Here is a 16,005-nt window from a genome sequence, read left to right as displayed (position 1 = left end):
TATAAAGAATAAATAAAAGAGTCAGCTCAAGTTTAATTTTGAGCTGGCTCCTTTATTTGTTTAGAAACTTATATAACAATTCATCTAATCACTCTTCGTATTGGACCTCATATCCTCCACTTCCAGTTAATCTCTATCTTTTATCGGGAAATATGAGAGTAAATGTAGTTCCAATCCCTATTTTACTGGTTACTTCTACCTTACCTTTATGCATCTCCATCAATTGCTGAACGATAGACAAGCCTAAACCTGATTCACCATATTTAGTATTCTTACGTGAAGGATCAGCCTTATAATATCTTTCCCAGATATTTTTTAATTGTTCTTTTGACATTCCAATTCCATCATCAGAAATTCTAAAGATACTGCATCTATGTCCACGCTCGGCAGAAATAGTAATTGTTCCATCTTCAGTAAATTGGATTGCATTTTGCGTAATATTGAAAACTATCTGTACGAATCTATCATAATCAGCATAAACTTCTAATTTTGCTGGTCCAGTAACTTCGATTGTATCTCCCGAATTACCAGCCTTTTTACGCAACTGTTCCTGTACATTCTTCAATACATCCATACCATTAAAGATTGACTGTCTCAAATCAATTTGTCCGCTTCTAATTTTCTCATAATCAAGGTTATCATTAACAAGCCTAATCAAGCGCTTCGTCTCATTTCGCATTAGCTTAATACTATTATCCTTATCTTCTTCAGGAATAGCATCATAGACAAGCCCTTCTAAGAGTCCATTAATGGTTGTTAGTGGTGTTCTCATCTCATGAGCAGCATCTGCCATAAACTGTCTTCTTCTTTGTTCCTGCAGCCTTATCTCCTCCTTAGATTTTTTCAAGGAGACTGTCATCTTATTGAAGTCCTTAGCCAAATCGTCGAGCTCATCACGTTTGTTGTCAATTACTCTAACATCAAAGTTTCCATTTGCAACAGCTCTTGTTGCTTTTCGTAATTTACCGATTCTTTTCGTTGTATAATGGGCCAAGAAATAACTAATGAGAATTCCTAAAAGCGCTGAGACAAGTAATACATACAAAAGATTCTTCTGAATTCTTGTAAATGATTCCTGGATACTAGAGACCTTAGCTCCTACAGAAATAACAGCTACTAGCTTACCAGAACTATCAAAACATGGTGCTAAAATATCGGTCATTCTTTGTTGATTCTGTACATTTTGTTTATTTGATCCGCGCCAACCTAAGTCACTTTTTCTTCTTAAAATTTCACCCTTTTTTAGCTTTTTCCAATCCTTAGCCGAAATCACTGACTTATATCCAGTTTTGGGATACAAAGTATTGTTTCGGCTAGTATATATAGTAAAATGTACTTGTTGATTGCTCAATAAAACTTCACTAGTTCTTAACTTATCAACATTTAAAGTCAAAACTTGTTTGCCATCCTGGTTTTGAATCATCATAGACTGATTCTTTAGACTATAAGCATATCCTTCCAATTGTTGCCACGTATTTTCATAAATCACTTCACGCGTTATGTGGAAAAAAGAAAAGCCTAAAATCAGCAAAAGGGTCATAATTAGTATGAAGAAGGCAAGCATTTGCTGATAAATTAACTTCATTATTCTTTCACCTCAAGGTCGTCAAATTTATATCCTACCCCCCAAACTGTCTGAATTACCTGTGGCCCAACTTTCTCAATTTTTTGTCTCAGTTTTTTGATATGTGCATCAACTGTTCTCTCATCTCCGTAAAATTCATAATGCCAAACCAACTGCAATAACTGATCTCTCGAAAAGACCTGTCTTGGCTTTTGTGATAATGTCTTTAAAAGATCAAATTCCTTGGGAGTAAGATCTTTAATCATATTACCGTAGAGATACGCTTCTCTGGTTTTTGTACTCAGCTTAAAATGATCCGTTATTACATCAAATGAATCAATGTCCTCTTGTTCAACAGAAGCAGTACTACTATTGGCTAGCCCAGCTCTTCTGTGCAACGCCTTTATTCTTGCAATCAAAGTTATTGGACTAAACGGTTTAACAACATAATCATCTGCCCCCATCTCAAGCCCTAGTACTTGATCACTTTCTGAATCACGAGCAGTCAAAATAATAATAGGAACCGTTGTGGAGATAGCTCTAATCTCATTGTTAACTTGAATTCCGTCCATCCCTGGGAGATTTAGATCGAGAGTAATCATATCCCAACTTGTCGGACTCTCCTTAAATTTAGATAATGCTTCAAGTCCATCATAGGCATATTCAACATGCCAATTTTCTTTTTTAAAAAACATTGCCATCATTTCTGAAACAGATTTGTTATCTTCAATCATTAATAATTTCAAGTTATCCACCCATCCTTTTTTACACACTTTATACCCCGAAAAGTTAAAAATACTACTATCAAATTATCCTATACTAAAAATGTTGCATTTGTTTGAAATTTCTGAAAAGAAATAAAAAAACTAGATTTTTTATAGCAAAAAAGGCTGTTGAATTTCTTTGATAATTCAACAACCCTCAATTCATATGGAGATGGCGGGGATCGAACCCGCGTCCAAGCATATCGTCACCTAAACATCTACGTTCATAGTCATATCATTTAAAATTCACCATTAATCGCGCCATACGACAAGGCTAACATTAATGACTAACCTGATTAATCTCTTCTGTCAGCTTCAGATGGGAGCGTTCAGCGTAAGTCCACTTAATTTAGGACCTGCGACCGATACATGGACGATATCGGGCAGATCTACACTAGAGCGCGCTTAGGCAGCTAAAGCGTAAGAATTGTTATTATTTTTTGCAGTTATATTTAACTGAGCGTCTTTACGTCACGCAACTACGAAACGCAGTCCAAGCTCGACCTATACCTGTCGAATCCAAAACATCCCCATAGCTAAATAATAACATAATATGCAAAATAACTAAAGTAGATTAATAAACAACCACTGCTTCTTTTTGTGAAAGACTGTCGTATACACTCTTCATATTGGCACTTGGTGTATTAGCACATCCACCGGAGCCATTATTCAGATACGCCGTACTTGACCAATCCGTTCTCCAGCTTGCATCATGGAAACCACACCCGCTGCTTGTAAATTGGGCCCAGTAATTAACTTTTACAGAATAATTTGCATTTCCGGCTTCACTACCTTCTAGCGTGGCTGGAGACTGTTTATACATTATATACCAAACGCCTGTCGGAGTATCTTCATTCGTACTATGTTTACCCGTTACAATATTGGTTGTATAGACTTCTTTGCCATTTATATAAAACCATGCTCTCTGATCTTGAATTGATACTTCTGCATAAGTTGTACCAATACCATCATTTGCCGAATTATCATAGCCAGTTCCATACGTCAGATAACCAACACCGTATATATCAGAAGCTGCATCTACCTCACCTGAATTGTTAATAAAAGCATTACTGATTGTTTCATACGAATCACTACCCTTTAGTGCCCACCCATAAGTTCCACCTGGGACATTCACAACATTTCCGGCATGAGTCTTGAATGATATTCCCTTTTGTAGCGTTGCTTGTTTGCTATTAATATTCTTGACTTCATTTAGTATTCCATCTTGTGCAATTTGATATTTTCCGCCGATATATGTCGCCTGACTAATTACATTCTTGCCTGACAAAGTATAACTTGTTTGTTGTACCTTATACACAACTGTTCGCTTGGCCAGCGTCTCTAGCTTTGCTTTTTGCTTTTGTACTTGGCTACTTAAACTTGTCACCGGTTGGATAATATACTTCTTTATATTCGTAGTAGGTTGATTTTTTTGCTTCTCATACGCTGCCAAAATCTTAGCAACATCATACTGGTTCCCCTTTTTGGAAACAGTATACGAAATCTTACCATATTGCAAAACTGCGTGTGAATCAACTGCGGCAGTCAATTTACTATTTTTACTGTTCAATAATTGCTTCAGCTTTGGCTTAATGACTTTGTTTCTATAATCACTCACATTTGATGGTGTTATTTGGTAGCTTATTTTCTTAGACCGCGGAAAAAAAGACCACTGCTTCTTAAGTAACTCTTTAACCTTACTCAAATCTTTTTGGGTAAATCCAGAATTTGTTTTCTTCCCCTTAAGAAACAGCTTCCCATTCAAATAAACATCGTTGTTTATCTTTTCTGACTTCAAATGTGCAAGTGCACTTTTCTCGCTCAAACCACCAACCGAAACACCATTTATTTGTACATTCTTATTGAAATGAGTTGAACGATAATACGTGTAACCGCCAACGATTGCTGCAATCAAAAAAATTGCAGCTCCTGCAACAGCTAACACTACTTTATGTTTAATTTTAATCACCTCATATTAATTAATTTAACTCATAGGATAACATAAAAGAACTTCAGATATAACTCTTTTGCAAATTAAAATATGTTATTTACGTATTACTAAAACTGAACATGGAGAATTCTGTGCCAAATAACTAGCTTGAGAACCGATAAAGATTTTCTTACGACTACTTACATGCTTTGTTTTTGAACCACAAATCAATACATCCGGTTCAAAAGTCGGTATAATATCGGAAATAATTGTAGGCGCTGGTTTCCCCTCTGCTACAAACCCCTCAACATCTTCAACGCCGTGTTTCTTTGCTATTTTGACATATACTTCAACATCAGCAAGTAAAGTATCGCTAATTTTATTGCGCTTTTCAGGACTAAGTGCTTCAAAAACATTTATATCCTCTAATTCAAGTATTGAGACTATCCCCAATTTTGCATGGTTTCTGAATGCAAGTGTGACCGCAAACTGAAACGCTCTAATTGAAGAACTAGAGTCATCTTGATCAACAGCCACCAGAACTCTTGCAAACGGCTTATCCTCTATTTCAAATTGTAAAGCTTTTTCATCTACTGCCATATTGCCGCTTCCCTTCATTTTACCATTTTTGTGGATTCCACAATCGTCCATCTAATTCGCTTTCCGCTTGTTCAATTCTCTTTCCTTGTTCTCCACACAATTCAGCTAAATATTCAAAAAAAGCTCGCTTTTTATAATCCTTTTCTTTTTTAGCCAATCCAGCCGCTTCGGCCACTAACCATTCGCTAGTATTCATTGTCATCAACTTTCCTCATCAAGTTAATTTCATCTTTTAGTTCGGACAATCTCTCTTTCTGTTCAATAAAAGTATTAAGTATTAATTTTATTTTAGGATTATCTTCCTTAGCTCTTATTTCTTTTAAAAATTTAATTGCCCAGTCTTGCCTTTCCTCAAAATTAGTAGGTTGATTTAACTCAAGATACTGTAAATAATCAACCAACAATCTTTTCCTAGCCGCTTCGGTCTGGTACACAAACTTTTCGATTACAAAATATGGAATTAATCTCAATCCCAAGTTGTTTGCCAATGAGCCGATTGGGCTAAGTAAGCTTGAAAGAGAATATCCCACACTTCCACCTAATCGGTATGCTTCTTCAGATTGACCAATATTTACGACGATTCCAAGTTCTTTACCACTTAGCCATACCTTGTCATCTTGTTGTAAAGTCAATCTCAGCCACTCAAATAATATTCCTGGTGCGCTATACCAAAGCAATGGAAACTGCAGGATAATTCGCTGATTTGACCGTAACAATTCTCTATTTTTAGTGACTTCATTCAGAGTCTCATTATTCAGCTCTAACCATGTAGCATTTTGCTGTAACTCTGCGGCTTCCTTTAAAAATTGTTGTGTACTGGAATCCTTAATCTCCGGATGTGCAACAACCACTAATGTTTTCAAGCCAGCCACCTCCATTACATCTTGTCCATCGTCTTGTTCAACAACTCATCGACAAATATATTTCCCTTGTTATTCAAATGTCCCTTAGTCCAACTAAAACTAATATTGGGAAACTTATTAAGCTGAATTGCTAGCTCTTGCCAAAGTTCTTGATTAGCTACCTGTTTTCCAGCTGATGTTTTCCAACCACGTCTTTTCCAATTAGACAACCAATTCTTATTAACCGCATCAAGGACATATCTAGAATCAAGAATCGCCAGTATTCGATTGTTGTTTAGGCTTTGCCTTTCTAGTTCTTTTAATGCCATAAGAAGTGCCATGATCTCCATTCGATTATTTGTAGCACCATACTCACCTGCAGACTGTGAGAAATTCTCATTATTATTGATGAATAAGAACGCCCATGCTGCTTTATCGTCTTTTTTTACATGTTGCCCTTTTTTATTACCATTATTGCGTGAACCCCCATCGGTCCATAGGATTATCTCGGCCTGTTTCTCTAGACTCGAACTATTATTCATCTGATTTGATGTTTTTTGGATAAACTTATTTGGATTACCTAACCATGCTTTCGCTTCTCCAAAATCATTGAAGCCCTTGAACCTTGCTTGCTGATAGCCTTGAACTTGTACTTGACATTCAGACCAGGACTTATATATTCCAGGTTTTCTACCCTGAGACACAACATAATACTTAAATGCGATTTTAATCATCCTCACTTTGTAACTGATTATAATACATTAATCCAGTTTAAACTATCCCATTAGCTTTTTATACTTATAAGAAAAGATAAATAGAAAAAAACATGGAAATTGAACCAAGCATTACAAAAATGTGCCAGTAAACATGTACATACTTTACACCCTTAATACTGTAAATACCCGCTCCAAAAGTAAACATCAGCCCACCTATCAATAAAAGAGCAAACCCGACTTTTCCAAGTGAAAGAAACAAACTCTTTGCCCCCAGCAAACATAGCCATCCCATCAAGACATACGTTACTGTTTCAATCCATTGAAGCCTATCATTGTGTATAAACAAATGAAATAAGATTCCAAGCACTGTTAACACCCAGATAATGGCTAGCATCCAGATACCTTGAGTACCCTTAATTGCTAATAGGCAATAGGGTGTGTATGTCCCTGCAATCAATATAAAGATACTACAATGATCCATCACCTGAAAAAAAGTTTTTGCCCCTGTAAAATACAGCGAATGGAATAGTGTTGATGATGTATATAAAGTTATTAACGAGATACCATATATTAAAAATGAAGTCATAACTACCCCACTATGTTCTGTAACACCTTTAATTATTAGCAAGACAAAAGCAGCTATACTAAGCGTAACTCCTATCCCATGAGTAATACTACTCCAGATTTCATTTAATAATCTTTCCTTTGTGTTCATCCTTATCTCTCCTTACATCAAGTAGTTGTATAGTTAATATAACATAGATTTCAAGTCTAGGTAACATAAAAATGAAAATTTAATTTTAGATTTAGATAAGCGCATATGCTATACTTGAAATATCTAATTGGTGAAAGAGGTTTTTTTAATGCATAATGAATTTGAGAAATGGTTAACTGATTTTAGTAAGGAAAGACTTCCTCTCTGGAATGAATTTCCCGACTTTGACTTGTACATGGACCAACTTGTAAATTTAGGGAATCGTTATCTGGAAAATCTCATTGATACAAAAATAACTGCCTCAATGATTAACAGTTATGTTAAAAAAGGATTGATGGAGCGACCGAGTAAAAAAAAATATACAACTACAAATGTTGCTGAATTGGTTGTAATCAGTCTGTTAAAATCAATTTTCCCCCTTGAAACTATTCGAAGTGGCATAAAACAATCTATCAAGGATGTCTCGGTCACAGACTCATACGACTATTTTGCTAACCTTTTTAATCGCGCTCTGTCCAGAGTTAGTCTAACAAATTCTCCTCAAGTTAACTCACTACCATTAAATGAAAATATGATTCAATTAACTGAACAATTTGCAGTCCATGCAATTATATATAAGATGATTGGTGAGAAACTTGTAAACTTACAAAGAATCTCGAAAAATAAGTAACACTTATCCAAGAATTATTTTTTTTAAGTGTATCCTAATTCTACTAATTATTACTATGTATTTATGTTATTGTTCACAAATCTTTATATTTCATTAATTTTAGTAAAAAAAAACAACCGTTGAAGGTTGTTTTTTTACTAAATTATTTAACTTCTGGTGTACCGAACCAATCGATACGTTCCTTAACAATATCTGTAATAGCTTGTGTCCCAGGAGCAAGTAACTTACGAGGATCATAGCCCTTGCCTTCAAGATCTTTCCCAGCTTCGATGTATTTACGAGTTGCATCAGCAAATGCTAATTGACATTCTGTATTAACATTAACCTTTGAAACTCCCAATGAAATAGCTTTTTGGATTTGTTCCTTAGGAATACCTGAACCACCATGCAATACAAGTGGTGTTGCGATTTCAGCTGCAAGTTCCTTCAAACGATCGAAGTGAAGTCCCTTCCAGTTTGCTGGATATTTACCATGAATGTTACCAATACCACATGCAAGATAATCAACACCTGTTGCAGCAATCTTCTTAGCTTCTTCAACATCAGCTAATTCACCTTCACCGATGATACCGTCTTCTTCACCACCAATTGAACCAACCTCTGCTTCAACTGTGATATTCTTAGCATGTGCTAAAGCAACAATTTCTTTAGTCTTTTCTAAGTTTTCTTCAAATGGAAGATCATGACCATCGAACATTACGGAAGTATAACCTACTTCGATACATTCCTTAGCAGCTTCGTAGTTACCATGATCCAGATGCATTATAACAGGAACAGTAATTCCCATTGACTTAACAGTTTGTTGTACCAAGTTAAGACATAATTCATAACCACCCATGTATTTTGCAGCACCCATTGATGTTTGAATAAGAATTGGTGTGTTTGTTTCTTGCGCAGCAGCAAGAATTGCGCGAGTCCATTCCAAGTTATTTGTGTTGAATGCTCCGACTGCATAGTGACCTGAGCGAGCAGCGTCAAAGATTCCCTTACCGTTTACGATTGACATAAAACAGCCTCCTAAATTATATTACTCTTTTGAGTACGTCTATATTCTAACACATTTTCATGACAATTCTAATTAATATTTGAAAGTTTTCACAAAAGGTTTCCCCTTACATATCATTCTTTCATTAATTAAGACTTCCTCAATGATTCTTCCTTATTTTGTGAGTATCCACAAGCGGACAACCTACGTCTTCACAATCATGACAGCCACTGCTTCCCTTTTTCAAAAAACGTGAATATACAACATAAGCGAATGCTGAAAAAATTACTAATGCTAAAACAATTGTAGCAATCATACTATCGTACTTCCTTTCATCTCTTCTTGAACTTCAAACATCTGCTCCTCTTTATCCTTTTTAATCACTAGGCAATACGCAAAAATTGCGGTCACCATTAAAACTACAGCAATTGCCTGCCAGCTATCATTATTGATTGAGCGATAAGACTGGAATATCAATAAAGCTACTAAGTATGCAACTGACGTCTGGTATCCCACAGCTTTCAACGTCCACTTTGCATCACCATATTCTTTATACATCGTACCAATAGCTGCAAAACATGGAGCACAAAGTAAATTAAATGCTAAAAAAGAGTATCCAGCCATTGCCGAATAAGTGCCTCTCAATGATTCTGTAAATGCGGTTGCTGTTCCGCCGCCAAATGCTATTCTTAGTGTTCCAACACAATTTTCTTTTGCAATTAATCCAGCCAAAACAGCAACGGTCGCCCTCCAATCCCCAAAACCTAATGGAGCAAATAATGGGGATAAAATTGTACCAAAAAATTTTAGCATACTTTTTGACTGAGAAACAACTTGCAATTTAAAATTAAAATTCGAAAGAAACCAAATCATGACACATGAAGCAAAAATAATTGTACCTGCTTTTTTGATAAATCCATTTGCTCTATTAATCACCTGATTTAAGACATTTGCAGCTCTAGGAAAATGGTAAGCAGGTAATTCCATCACAAATGGCAGTGGCGGTCCAGAAAATAGCTTGGTCTTTTTCAAAAAAATACCCGATCCAACGACCGCAAGCATCCCCATAAAATATGCGGAAGGTGCAACCCAACTTTCATTTGGGAAAAAAGTTCCTGAAATAAGTGCAATAACGGTCAATTTTGCCGAACAAGGCATAAAAGTCGTAAGCATAATTGTCATTTTGCGATCTTTCTCGTTTTCAATCGTCCGCGTTGCCATTATCCCTGGCACACCACATCCCGTAGAAATCAACATTGGAATAAATGACTTCCCCGACAAATTAAATTTATGAAAAATACGATCCATCACAAATGCGATTCTTGCCATGTATCCGCAATCTTCCAAAATACCAAGGCACAAAAATAACATCATTATCTGTGGAACAAATCCCAAAATCGAACCCATACCATTAATTATTCCATCAACTATGAGCCCCTGCATCCAACCGGCTACTTGTAAACTCTTTAAAACAGACGTTGCATAATTAGGAATCCACTCCCCAAAAAGTACATCATTGACCCAATCCGATCCCATGGTACCAATCGTTTGGATAGACAAATAATAAATCAACCACATTACCATAACAAAAATGGGTAATGCAAAAAAACGGTTAGTTAAGATTATGTCCAGCTTATCACTTAAACTTGCCTTAAAATCATCAGTAGAGATCACTGCCATTTCAATTATTTTCGAAATAAAATCATAGCGGGCATTAACAATTATACTATCACTACTTTCACCGAATATTTCTTCAGCCGTTGCTATTATTTCCGTAATTTCATTTTTCTTTTTTTCACTAAGTTGGAGTTCATTATTGATTTGTTCATCACACTCAAAAAGTTTAATCGCATACCAACGCAAACTATCTGCTGGAACAACATCTCTAATTGTATCTTGAATCATATTCAAGGCACTCTCGAGCCTTTCATCATACTCTGGGTATGTGTATTCCGGTTGATTACTTTCGATTTCTTTTTCTAATTTATGAATATTTCTCTTTTTTAACGCACTTATCCATACAACTTTTATCGACAAAAGATAAGAAAGCTTGCTGATGTTTATCTTCTTGCCTGATTTCTCAGCAATATCCATCATATTCATTGCCAGTACCAAAGGAGTACCAGTCTCCATCAATTGCAATGTTAAATAAAGATTTCTTTCAAGATTCGTTGAGTCAACTACATCCACAACCAAATCCGGCTGTTGACTTATTATAAAGTTGCGAGTAACCCTTTCTTCGATACTGTATGGTGACAAAGAATATGTACCTGGTAAGTCCTGAATAGTAATGTTAGCATTCGTTTTCAATTTACCAGATTTTTTTTCAACTGTAACGCCTGGCCAATTACCAATTGTTTGGTTTGAACCCGTAAGTAAATTAAAAAGAGTAGTTTTTCCACTGTTCGGATTTCCCACTAAAGCAACACTTTTCATTCATCAACACTCCTAACAACCACATAATCAGCTTCCTCTTTACGTAGACTCAGCTTATACCCACGTAACTCAATCTCTATAGGATCACCCAATGGAGCAACTTGACATACCTTAATTAAGGTATGACCCGTTAATCCCATATCTAACAATCTTTTCCTTAAAGGACGAGAACCATTAATCTTAATGGCAATTCCCTTATCGCCCACATTCAAGTGAGACAGTCTTTTCAGGTCATCATCTCTTTGCTCATCAGCACTGATTACTAGAAGATTACCAGCAAGTAAAGAGTTTATTGCCAGTCTCTGTCCCTTTAAAACAATTACTTTACCAGTTTCACTAGTTCCACTTAGCAAAGTAATTGTTTCGTTGTTCACAATTCCAATTTCATTAAGCCGTCTCACTAATTTCTTGTTTCCTAAGATTTCTGTGATAATATAACTACCCTTTTTATTAATTTCAGCTAACGATTTCAACGATTACTCCACCTCTAAATGAGAACTATTTTCATTTATGTAAAAAGTATCACAAATTTTTTTCTAGTACAATCTTTTTCTGCAAAAAAAAGACTGCCAAAACTATCATGTCTTGTTCAGCCTCTGTGATATCTTTAATAAAGCCCAAAGAAACAGGTTTCAAAAGATAAAAAAATTTTCATTTTGTTCAATCAATTAATTACTCTCTTTTAGAATCAGTTGGTCCAAGTTCAACAATTCTTCCAGTATTTGTATATACAATCCATTCTGAAACATTGGTTACATAATCACCCATTCTTTCAAAATGTGTGGCAATAACCATATATTCTGGACCAGCACTAACAAATTTAGGATCGCTTTGCATTGCATCAAGCGCTTTTCTCCTAACTTGCCTTAAATAATCGTCGTTCACTTCATCATCAGCAGCAAGACTGCGAGCCTTCTCCTCATCATTGTGAACATAAGCATCAATTACATCCAGCAACATTTTATGAACGTGCTTGCTCATCTTTACTAGTATATCCTCAATTTCCTGGTTACGATTATTTACATCAATCCTCTTAGTTGAATGAACAATACTTACTGCATGATCGCCCATTCTTTCTAAATCTGAACTTGCCTTCAATATCGTAATCAGTACTCTCAAATCACTAGCAACTGGCTGCTGTAATGCAATAACTTGGGCTGTCTTTCTCTCAAGATAGATTTCACTTTCATTTATTGCAGAATCATTTTCCAAAACCTTTTTTGCAAGTGCTTCATCATGATTTTCAAAAACATTTGTTGCATTTTCAATAGATTTTGCGACATCAAAACCCATCTTAGCAAAATCTTGATGGAGATTTTCAATCTGTTCCTCTAAAATTTTTCTCATCTTAATTCCCCCTTACTTATCCAAACCGTCCGCTAATATAATCATCCGTTTCTTGTCTCTTCGGATTGAGAAACACACTCTTCGTTTTTCCTTCTTCGATTAATTCTCCGTTCAAGAAGAAAGCCGTTCTATCAGAGATCCTTGAAGCTTGCTGTAGATTATGTGTCACTATAATAATAGTGTAATTGTCTCTAATCGTTAAAAGCATATCCTCAATTAAACCACTTGATACTGGATCAAGTGCCGAAGTTGGTTCATCTAGTAAAATAACATCTGGTTGAACAGCTAGAACTCTAGCAATGCAAACACGCTGTTGTTGTCCACCTGAAAGTGAAAGTGCACTTTTATGCAAGTCATCTTTAACTTCATCCCAAACAGCTGCTTGTTTTAAGCTTTGCTCAACACGTTCATCCAATAATTGCTTATCCTTTATACCAGCTATGCGTAAACCATAAGTAACATTTTCATAAATTGAGAAGGGAAATGGGTTAGGTTGTTGGAAAACCATCCCAACCTTTTTTCTAAGATCAACTGTATCCATCTTTGGACTATAAATATCCTGTCCGTTAATCATGATGCTCCCAGTCATAGTAACGGATGGTATTAGATCATTCATGCGATTAAGTGTCCGCAAATAAGTTGATTTACCACAACCAGATGGTCCAATCAATGCATTGATTCCTTTGGCTGGAAAAGATAGATTAATCCCCTTTAATGCTTCTTTCTTCCCATAGTACAGGTGTATATCCTTCGTAGTAATAAATTCTTCCATATTAGTGCCTCCTAGCCAAAGTTCCCAGAAATATAGTCGTTTGTTGCAGTGACTTTTGGTGTTGTAAAAATATGCTTTGTTTTATCATATTCAAGAATATGGCCTAAATGGAAAAAGGCAGTATAATCACTAATCCGCGAAGCCTGTTGCATATTGTGAGTCACAATAATAATTGTATAACGTTTCTTTAATTCAACTAATGTCTCTTCAATTTTACTGGTTGAAATCGGGTCAAGAGCACTAGCGGGTTCATCAAGTAATAAGATATCAGGTTTCATCGCGATTGTGCGAGCAATACAAAGACGCTGTTGCTGTCCACCTGACAACGACCATGCACTCTTATCTAAATCATCTTTAACTTCATCCCAGAGTGCAGCATCCTTTAAGCTAGTTTCAACAATTTCCTCTAATTTCTTCTTATTCTTCAATCCTTGTTCTTTCAATGCAAAAGTAATGTTTTCACGAATAGATTTTGAAAATGGATTAGGTCTTTGAAAAACCATTCCGATATGCTTTCTCATCTCGTACACATTGATCTTCTTTGAATTCACATTCAATCCACGATATTGAATCTCGCCTTCTACTCGAGCAACATTATCGTTCATTCGATTTAATGAGCGTAAATAAGTTGATTTGCCAGAACCAGAAGCTCCTATTAAAGAAGTAATTTTGTATCTTTCAAATTCTAAATCACCATCAAAAAGAGCATGATTGTCACCATAAAAGACCTGTAAATTCTTAGTAACAATTGCAAGCTCATGTTCATTAGAATCAAATTTTAAAATATTTTTTTCATTAAAATCATATTTATTAATACCCATCAACAAATCCTCCTACTTGGTTGCTGTCAATTTACGATATAATTGATTGCCAATTACTCGGGCAGAAAAATTGAAAATCAAAACCGCAATTATTAAAACAGCAGATGAACCGGCTGAAACTGCAGCTGCATCGGGCATAACACCTTCAGAATTAATTTTCCAAATGTGCACTGCTAAAGTTTCAGCTGGCCTCATTAGATTGAGCGGACTAGTCGAATTAAATGGATTCCAATTACCAAAATTAATATTTGTTGCACTTTGACCTGCAGTATAAATCAAAGCAGCCGCTTCACCAAACACACGACCTGCACCTAACACAACACCTGTAACAATTCCAGGAAGTGCCTCTGGTAAAATAACTTTAGTAACTGTCTTCCACTTGGATAAGCCTAAGGATAATCCAGCCTCTCTTTGAAGGTCTGGTACCGCCCTGAGTGATTCCTCAATATTTCTTGTTAATAAGGGCAAGTTAAAAAATGTAAGCGCAATCGCTCCGGATAGAATCGAAAATCCCATGTCCATTTGAACAACAAATAATAAAAATCCAAATAATCCAACTACAACAGATGGCAATGAGCTCAAAACTTCAATTGCCATACGCACAGTAGCAGTAAAAATATTTTTTGGAGCATATTCAGACAGAAATATCCCTGCCCCCAGTGAGATTGGGAAAGAAATTATCAAAGTCAACAGTAACAAATAAATGGAATTGAATAACTGCACTCCAATTCCTCCGCCACTTGTAAATGATTGCGAAGCTGCAGTCAAAAAATGCCAAGAAATGTGGGGAATACCTGAGATTAGAATATCACCTAATAAAAAAGCTAGGATTAAGACAACTAAAGCAGCAATAACACGAATAACTGTGATAGCTATATTATTTTGTAATTTTGTTTTCATGTTACATTCTCCCCTTGCGTCCAATGAATCTTACAATGATATTGAAAACCAATGACATTAATAATAGCATTAAAGCTAGTGACCAAAGAGCATTGTTACCCACAGTGCCCATGACAGTGTTACCAATTCCCATTGTAAGTACACTAGTTAAAGTTGAAGCTGGAGCCAACAAGCTCTTTGGCATTATTGTAGCATTACCAATAACCATTTGAACAGCAAGTGCCTCACCAAATGCACGTGCCATCCCAAAGATAATTGCTGTCAAAATACCAGAAGTTGCTGAACGTAAAAGAACTTTATAAATTGTTTGCCATTTTGTAGCTCCCAATGCCAATGAAGCTTCTTTGTAATATCTAGGAACTGCTCTTAAACTATCAACAGTCATTGATGTAACTGTTGGGAGAACCATTACAAAAAGAACAAAAGCACCAGATAATATTCCATATCCGGATCCACCAAAATGTGTTCTAACAAATGGCACAACCACAGATAATCCGATAAACCCATAAACAACTGAAGGAATCCCTACCAACAACTCAATAACACTTTGCAACAGTTTCTCGCCGTGCTTAGATGCTACTTCTGTCATATACAATGCTGTTCCAATTGCAAATGGAGCTGCAAAAATAACAGCAATAATTGTTACTCCGAAAGAACCAGTAATCATTGGCAAAGCTCCTAAGAGCGGATTACCTGCTTTATCCGTTGCAGAAGGGTTCCAATTTGTTCCGAAAAGGAAATCCCCTAAGCTTGCTTTATTGACTACAAAGGTTGCCAAACCTTTTGTTGCAACAAAAGCAAAAATTGACAACACAACAATCACTATTAGTGATATACAAGAATATGACAGAACTTTGCCAATTATATCTTGTCTTGTTTCCCTTGATGTGCTTTGAATCTTATCCTTGATAGGATCCATTAAAATCACCTCTCCACCAAAATT

At 35.8% G+C, this 16,005-nt stretch carries 17 protein-coding genes and 1 other RNA gene; 1 reads left to right on the top strand and 17 read right to left on the bottom strand.

Annotated features, from left to right (window positions below):
- Positions 1–133: 133 nt before the first annotated feature.
- From GSM_RS12095 to trhA, 9 genes are all read right to left on the bottom strand, one after another.
- Positions 134–1,585, bottom strand: a complete 1,452-nt coding sequence (locus GSM_RS12095; protein ID WP_003687650.1) for an ATP-binding protein — start codon at positions 1,583–1,585, stop codon at positions 134–136.
- Positions 1,585–2,310 carry a response regulator transcription factor gene (locus tag GSM_RS12090; RefSeq protein WP_003687652.1) on the bottom strand — a complete coding sequence of 242 codons (726 nt, stop codon included), beginning with the start codon at positions 2,308–2,310 and terminating at the stop codon, positions 1,585–1,587. The genes GSM_RS12095 and GSM_RS12090 overlap by 1 nt, the downstream gene beginning before the upstream one ends.
- A gap of 182 nt (positions 2,311–2,492) precedes the next feature.
- Positions 2,493–2,860: a transfer-messenger RNA gene (ssrA, locus tag GSM_RS14785) on the bottom strand.
- Positions 2,861–2,902: 42 nt separating this feature from the next.
- Complete coding sequence (locus tag GSM_RS12085; protein ID WP_235720383.1) at positions 2,903–4,243, bottom strand: L,D-transpeptidase; 1,341 nt, start codon at positions 4,241–4,243, stop codon at positions 2,903–2,905.
- Positions 4,244–4,372: 129 nt separating this feature from the next.
- A complete protein-coding gene (locus GSM_RS12080; RefSeq protein WP_003687658.1) occupies positions 4,373–4,858 on the bottom strand; it encodes a universal stress protein in 486 nt (161 codons plus the stop codon).
- Between the two features lie 19 nt (positions 4,859–4,877).
- Positions 4,878–5,060: a hypothetical protein gene (locus tag GSM_RS12075; RefSeq protein WP_003687660.1), complete on the bottom strand. Its 183-nt coding sequence runs from the start codon at positions 5,058–5,060 to the stop codon at positions 4,878–4,880.
- Positions 5,044–5,730 (bottom strand): NAD(P)H-dependent oxidoreductase, encoded by a 687-nt coding sequence (locus GSM_RS12070; protein WP_390173852.1) that lies wholly within the window; start codon positions 5,728–5,730, stop codon positions 5,044–5,046. Before GSM_RS12070 ends, GSM_RS12075 begins: the two co-directional genes overlap by 17 nt.
- A gap of 5 nt (positions 5,731–5,735) precedes the next feature.
- Positions 5,736–6,434, bottom strand: coding sequence for a ribonuclease H family protein (locus GSM_RS12065; protein WP_003687664.1), 699 nt, complete (start codon positions 6,432–6,434; stop codon positions 5,736–5,738).
- 64 nt (positions 6,435–6,498) lie between these two features.
- Positions 6,499–7,131, bottom strand: a complete 633-nt coding sequence (gene trhA / locus GSM_RS12060; protein WP_003687666.1) for a PAQR family membrane homeostasis protein TrhA — start codon at positions 7,129–7,131, stop codon at positions 6,499–6,501.
- Positions 7,132–7,279: 148 nt separating this feature from the next.
- On the opposite strand from trhA, the gene GSM_RS12055 reads away from it, so the two are divergent.
- Entirely contained in the window at positions 7,280–7,801 is a 522-nt protein-coding gene (locus tag GSM_RS12055; RefSeq protein ID WP_003687667.1) for a DUF1836 domain-containing protein, read from the top strand.
- Positions 7,802–7,943: 142 nt separating this feature from the next.
- Here the strand turns inward: GSM_RS12055 and GSM_RS12050 are convergent, their stop codons facing one another.
- The 8 genes from GSM_RS12050 to pstC all read right to left on the bottom strand — a co-directional run bounded on the left by GSM_RS12050 (position 7,944) and on the right by pstC (position 15,981).
- Positions 7,944–8,807 carry a class II fructose-bisphosphate aldolase gene (locus GSM_RS12050; RefSeq protein ID WP_003687669.1) on the bottom strand — a complete coding sequence of 288 codons (864 nt, stop codon included), beginning with the start codon at positions 8,805–8,807 and terminating at the stop codon, positions 7,944–7,946.
- A 291-nt stretch (positions 8,808–9,098) separates the two neighbouring features.
- Positions 9,099–11,222: a ferrous iron transport protein B gene (feoB, locus tag GSM_RS12040; RefSeq protein WP_010078362.1), complete on the bottom strand. Its 2,124-nt coding sequence runs from the start codon at positions 11,220–11,222 to the stop codon at positions 9,099–9,101.
- Positions 11,219–11,695 (bottom strand): FeoA family protein, encoded by a 477-nt coding sequence (locus GSM_RS12035; RefSeq protein WP_010078361.1) that lies wholly within the window; start codon positions 11,693–11,695, stop codon positions 11,219–11,221. Before GSM_RS12035 ends, feoB begins: the two co-directional genes overlap by 4 nt.
- A gap of 199 nt (positions 11,696–11,894) precedes the next feature.
- On the bottom strand, positions 11,895–12,569 hold the full coding sequence (gene phoU / locus GSM_RS12030) for a phosphate signaling complex protein PhoU (protein WP_010078360.1): 675 nt from the start codon (positions 12,567–12,569) through the stop codon (positions 11,895–11,897).
- Between the two features lie 16 nt (positions 12,570–12,585).
- A complete protein-coding gene (pstB, locus tag GSM_RS12025; RefSeq protein WP_010078359.1) occupies positions 12,586–13,341 on the bottom strand; it encodes a phosphate ABC transporter ATP-binding protein PstB in 756 nt (251 codons plus the stop codon).
- An 11-nt stretch (positions 13,342–13,352) separates the two neighbouring features.
- Complete coding sequence (pstB, locus tag GSM_RS12020; RefSeq protein WP_010078358.1) at positions 13,353–14,162, bottom strand: phosphate ABC transporter ATP-binding protein PstB; 810 nt, start codon at positions 14,160–14,162, stop codon at positions 13,353–13,355.
- 12 nt (positions 14,163–14,174) lie between these two features.
- A complete protein-coding gene (gene pstA / locus GSM_RS12015) occupies positions 14,175–15,062 on the bottom strand; it encodes a phosphate ABC transporter permease PstA (RefSeq protein WP_010078357.1) in 888 nt (295 codons plus the stop codon).
- 1 nt (position 15,063) lies between these two features.
- Positions 15,064–15,981 carry a phosphate ABC transporter permease subunit PstC gene (pstC, locus tag GSM_RS12010; RefSeq protein WP_010078356.1) on the bottom strand — a complete coding sequence of 306 codons (918 nt, stop codon included), beginning with the start codon at positions 15,979–15,981 and terminating at the stop codon, positions 15,064–15,066.
- Positions 15,982–16,005 lie beyond the last annotated feature (24 nt).

This window comes from Liquorilactobacillus mali KCTC 3596 = DSM 20444 (genome assembly GCF_000260415.1).
Classification (GTDB): Bacteria; Bacillota; Bacilli; order Lactobacillales; family Lactobacillaceae; genus Liquorilactobacillus; species Liquorilactobacillus mali.
The sequence above is the reverse complement of the archived record's forward strand: the minus strand, read 5'-3'. Positions and strand labels throughout refer to the sequence as shown.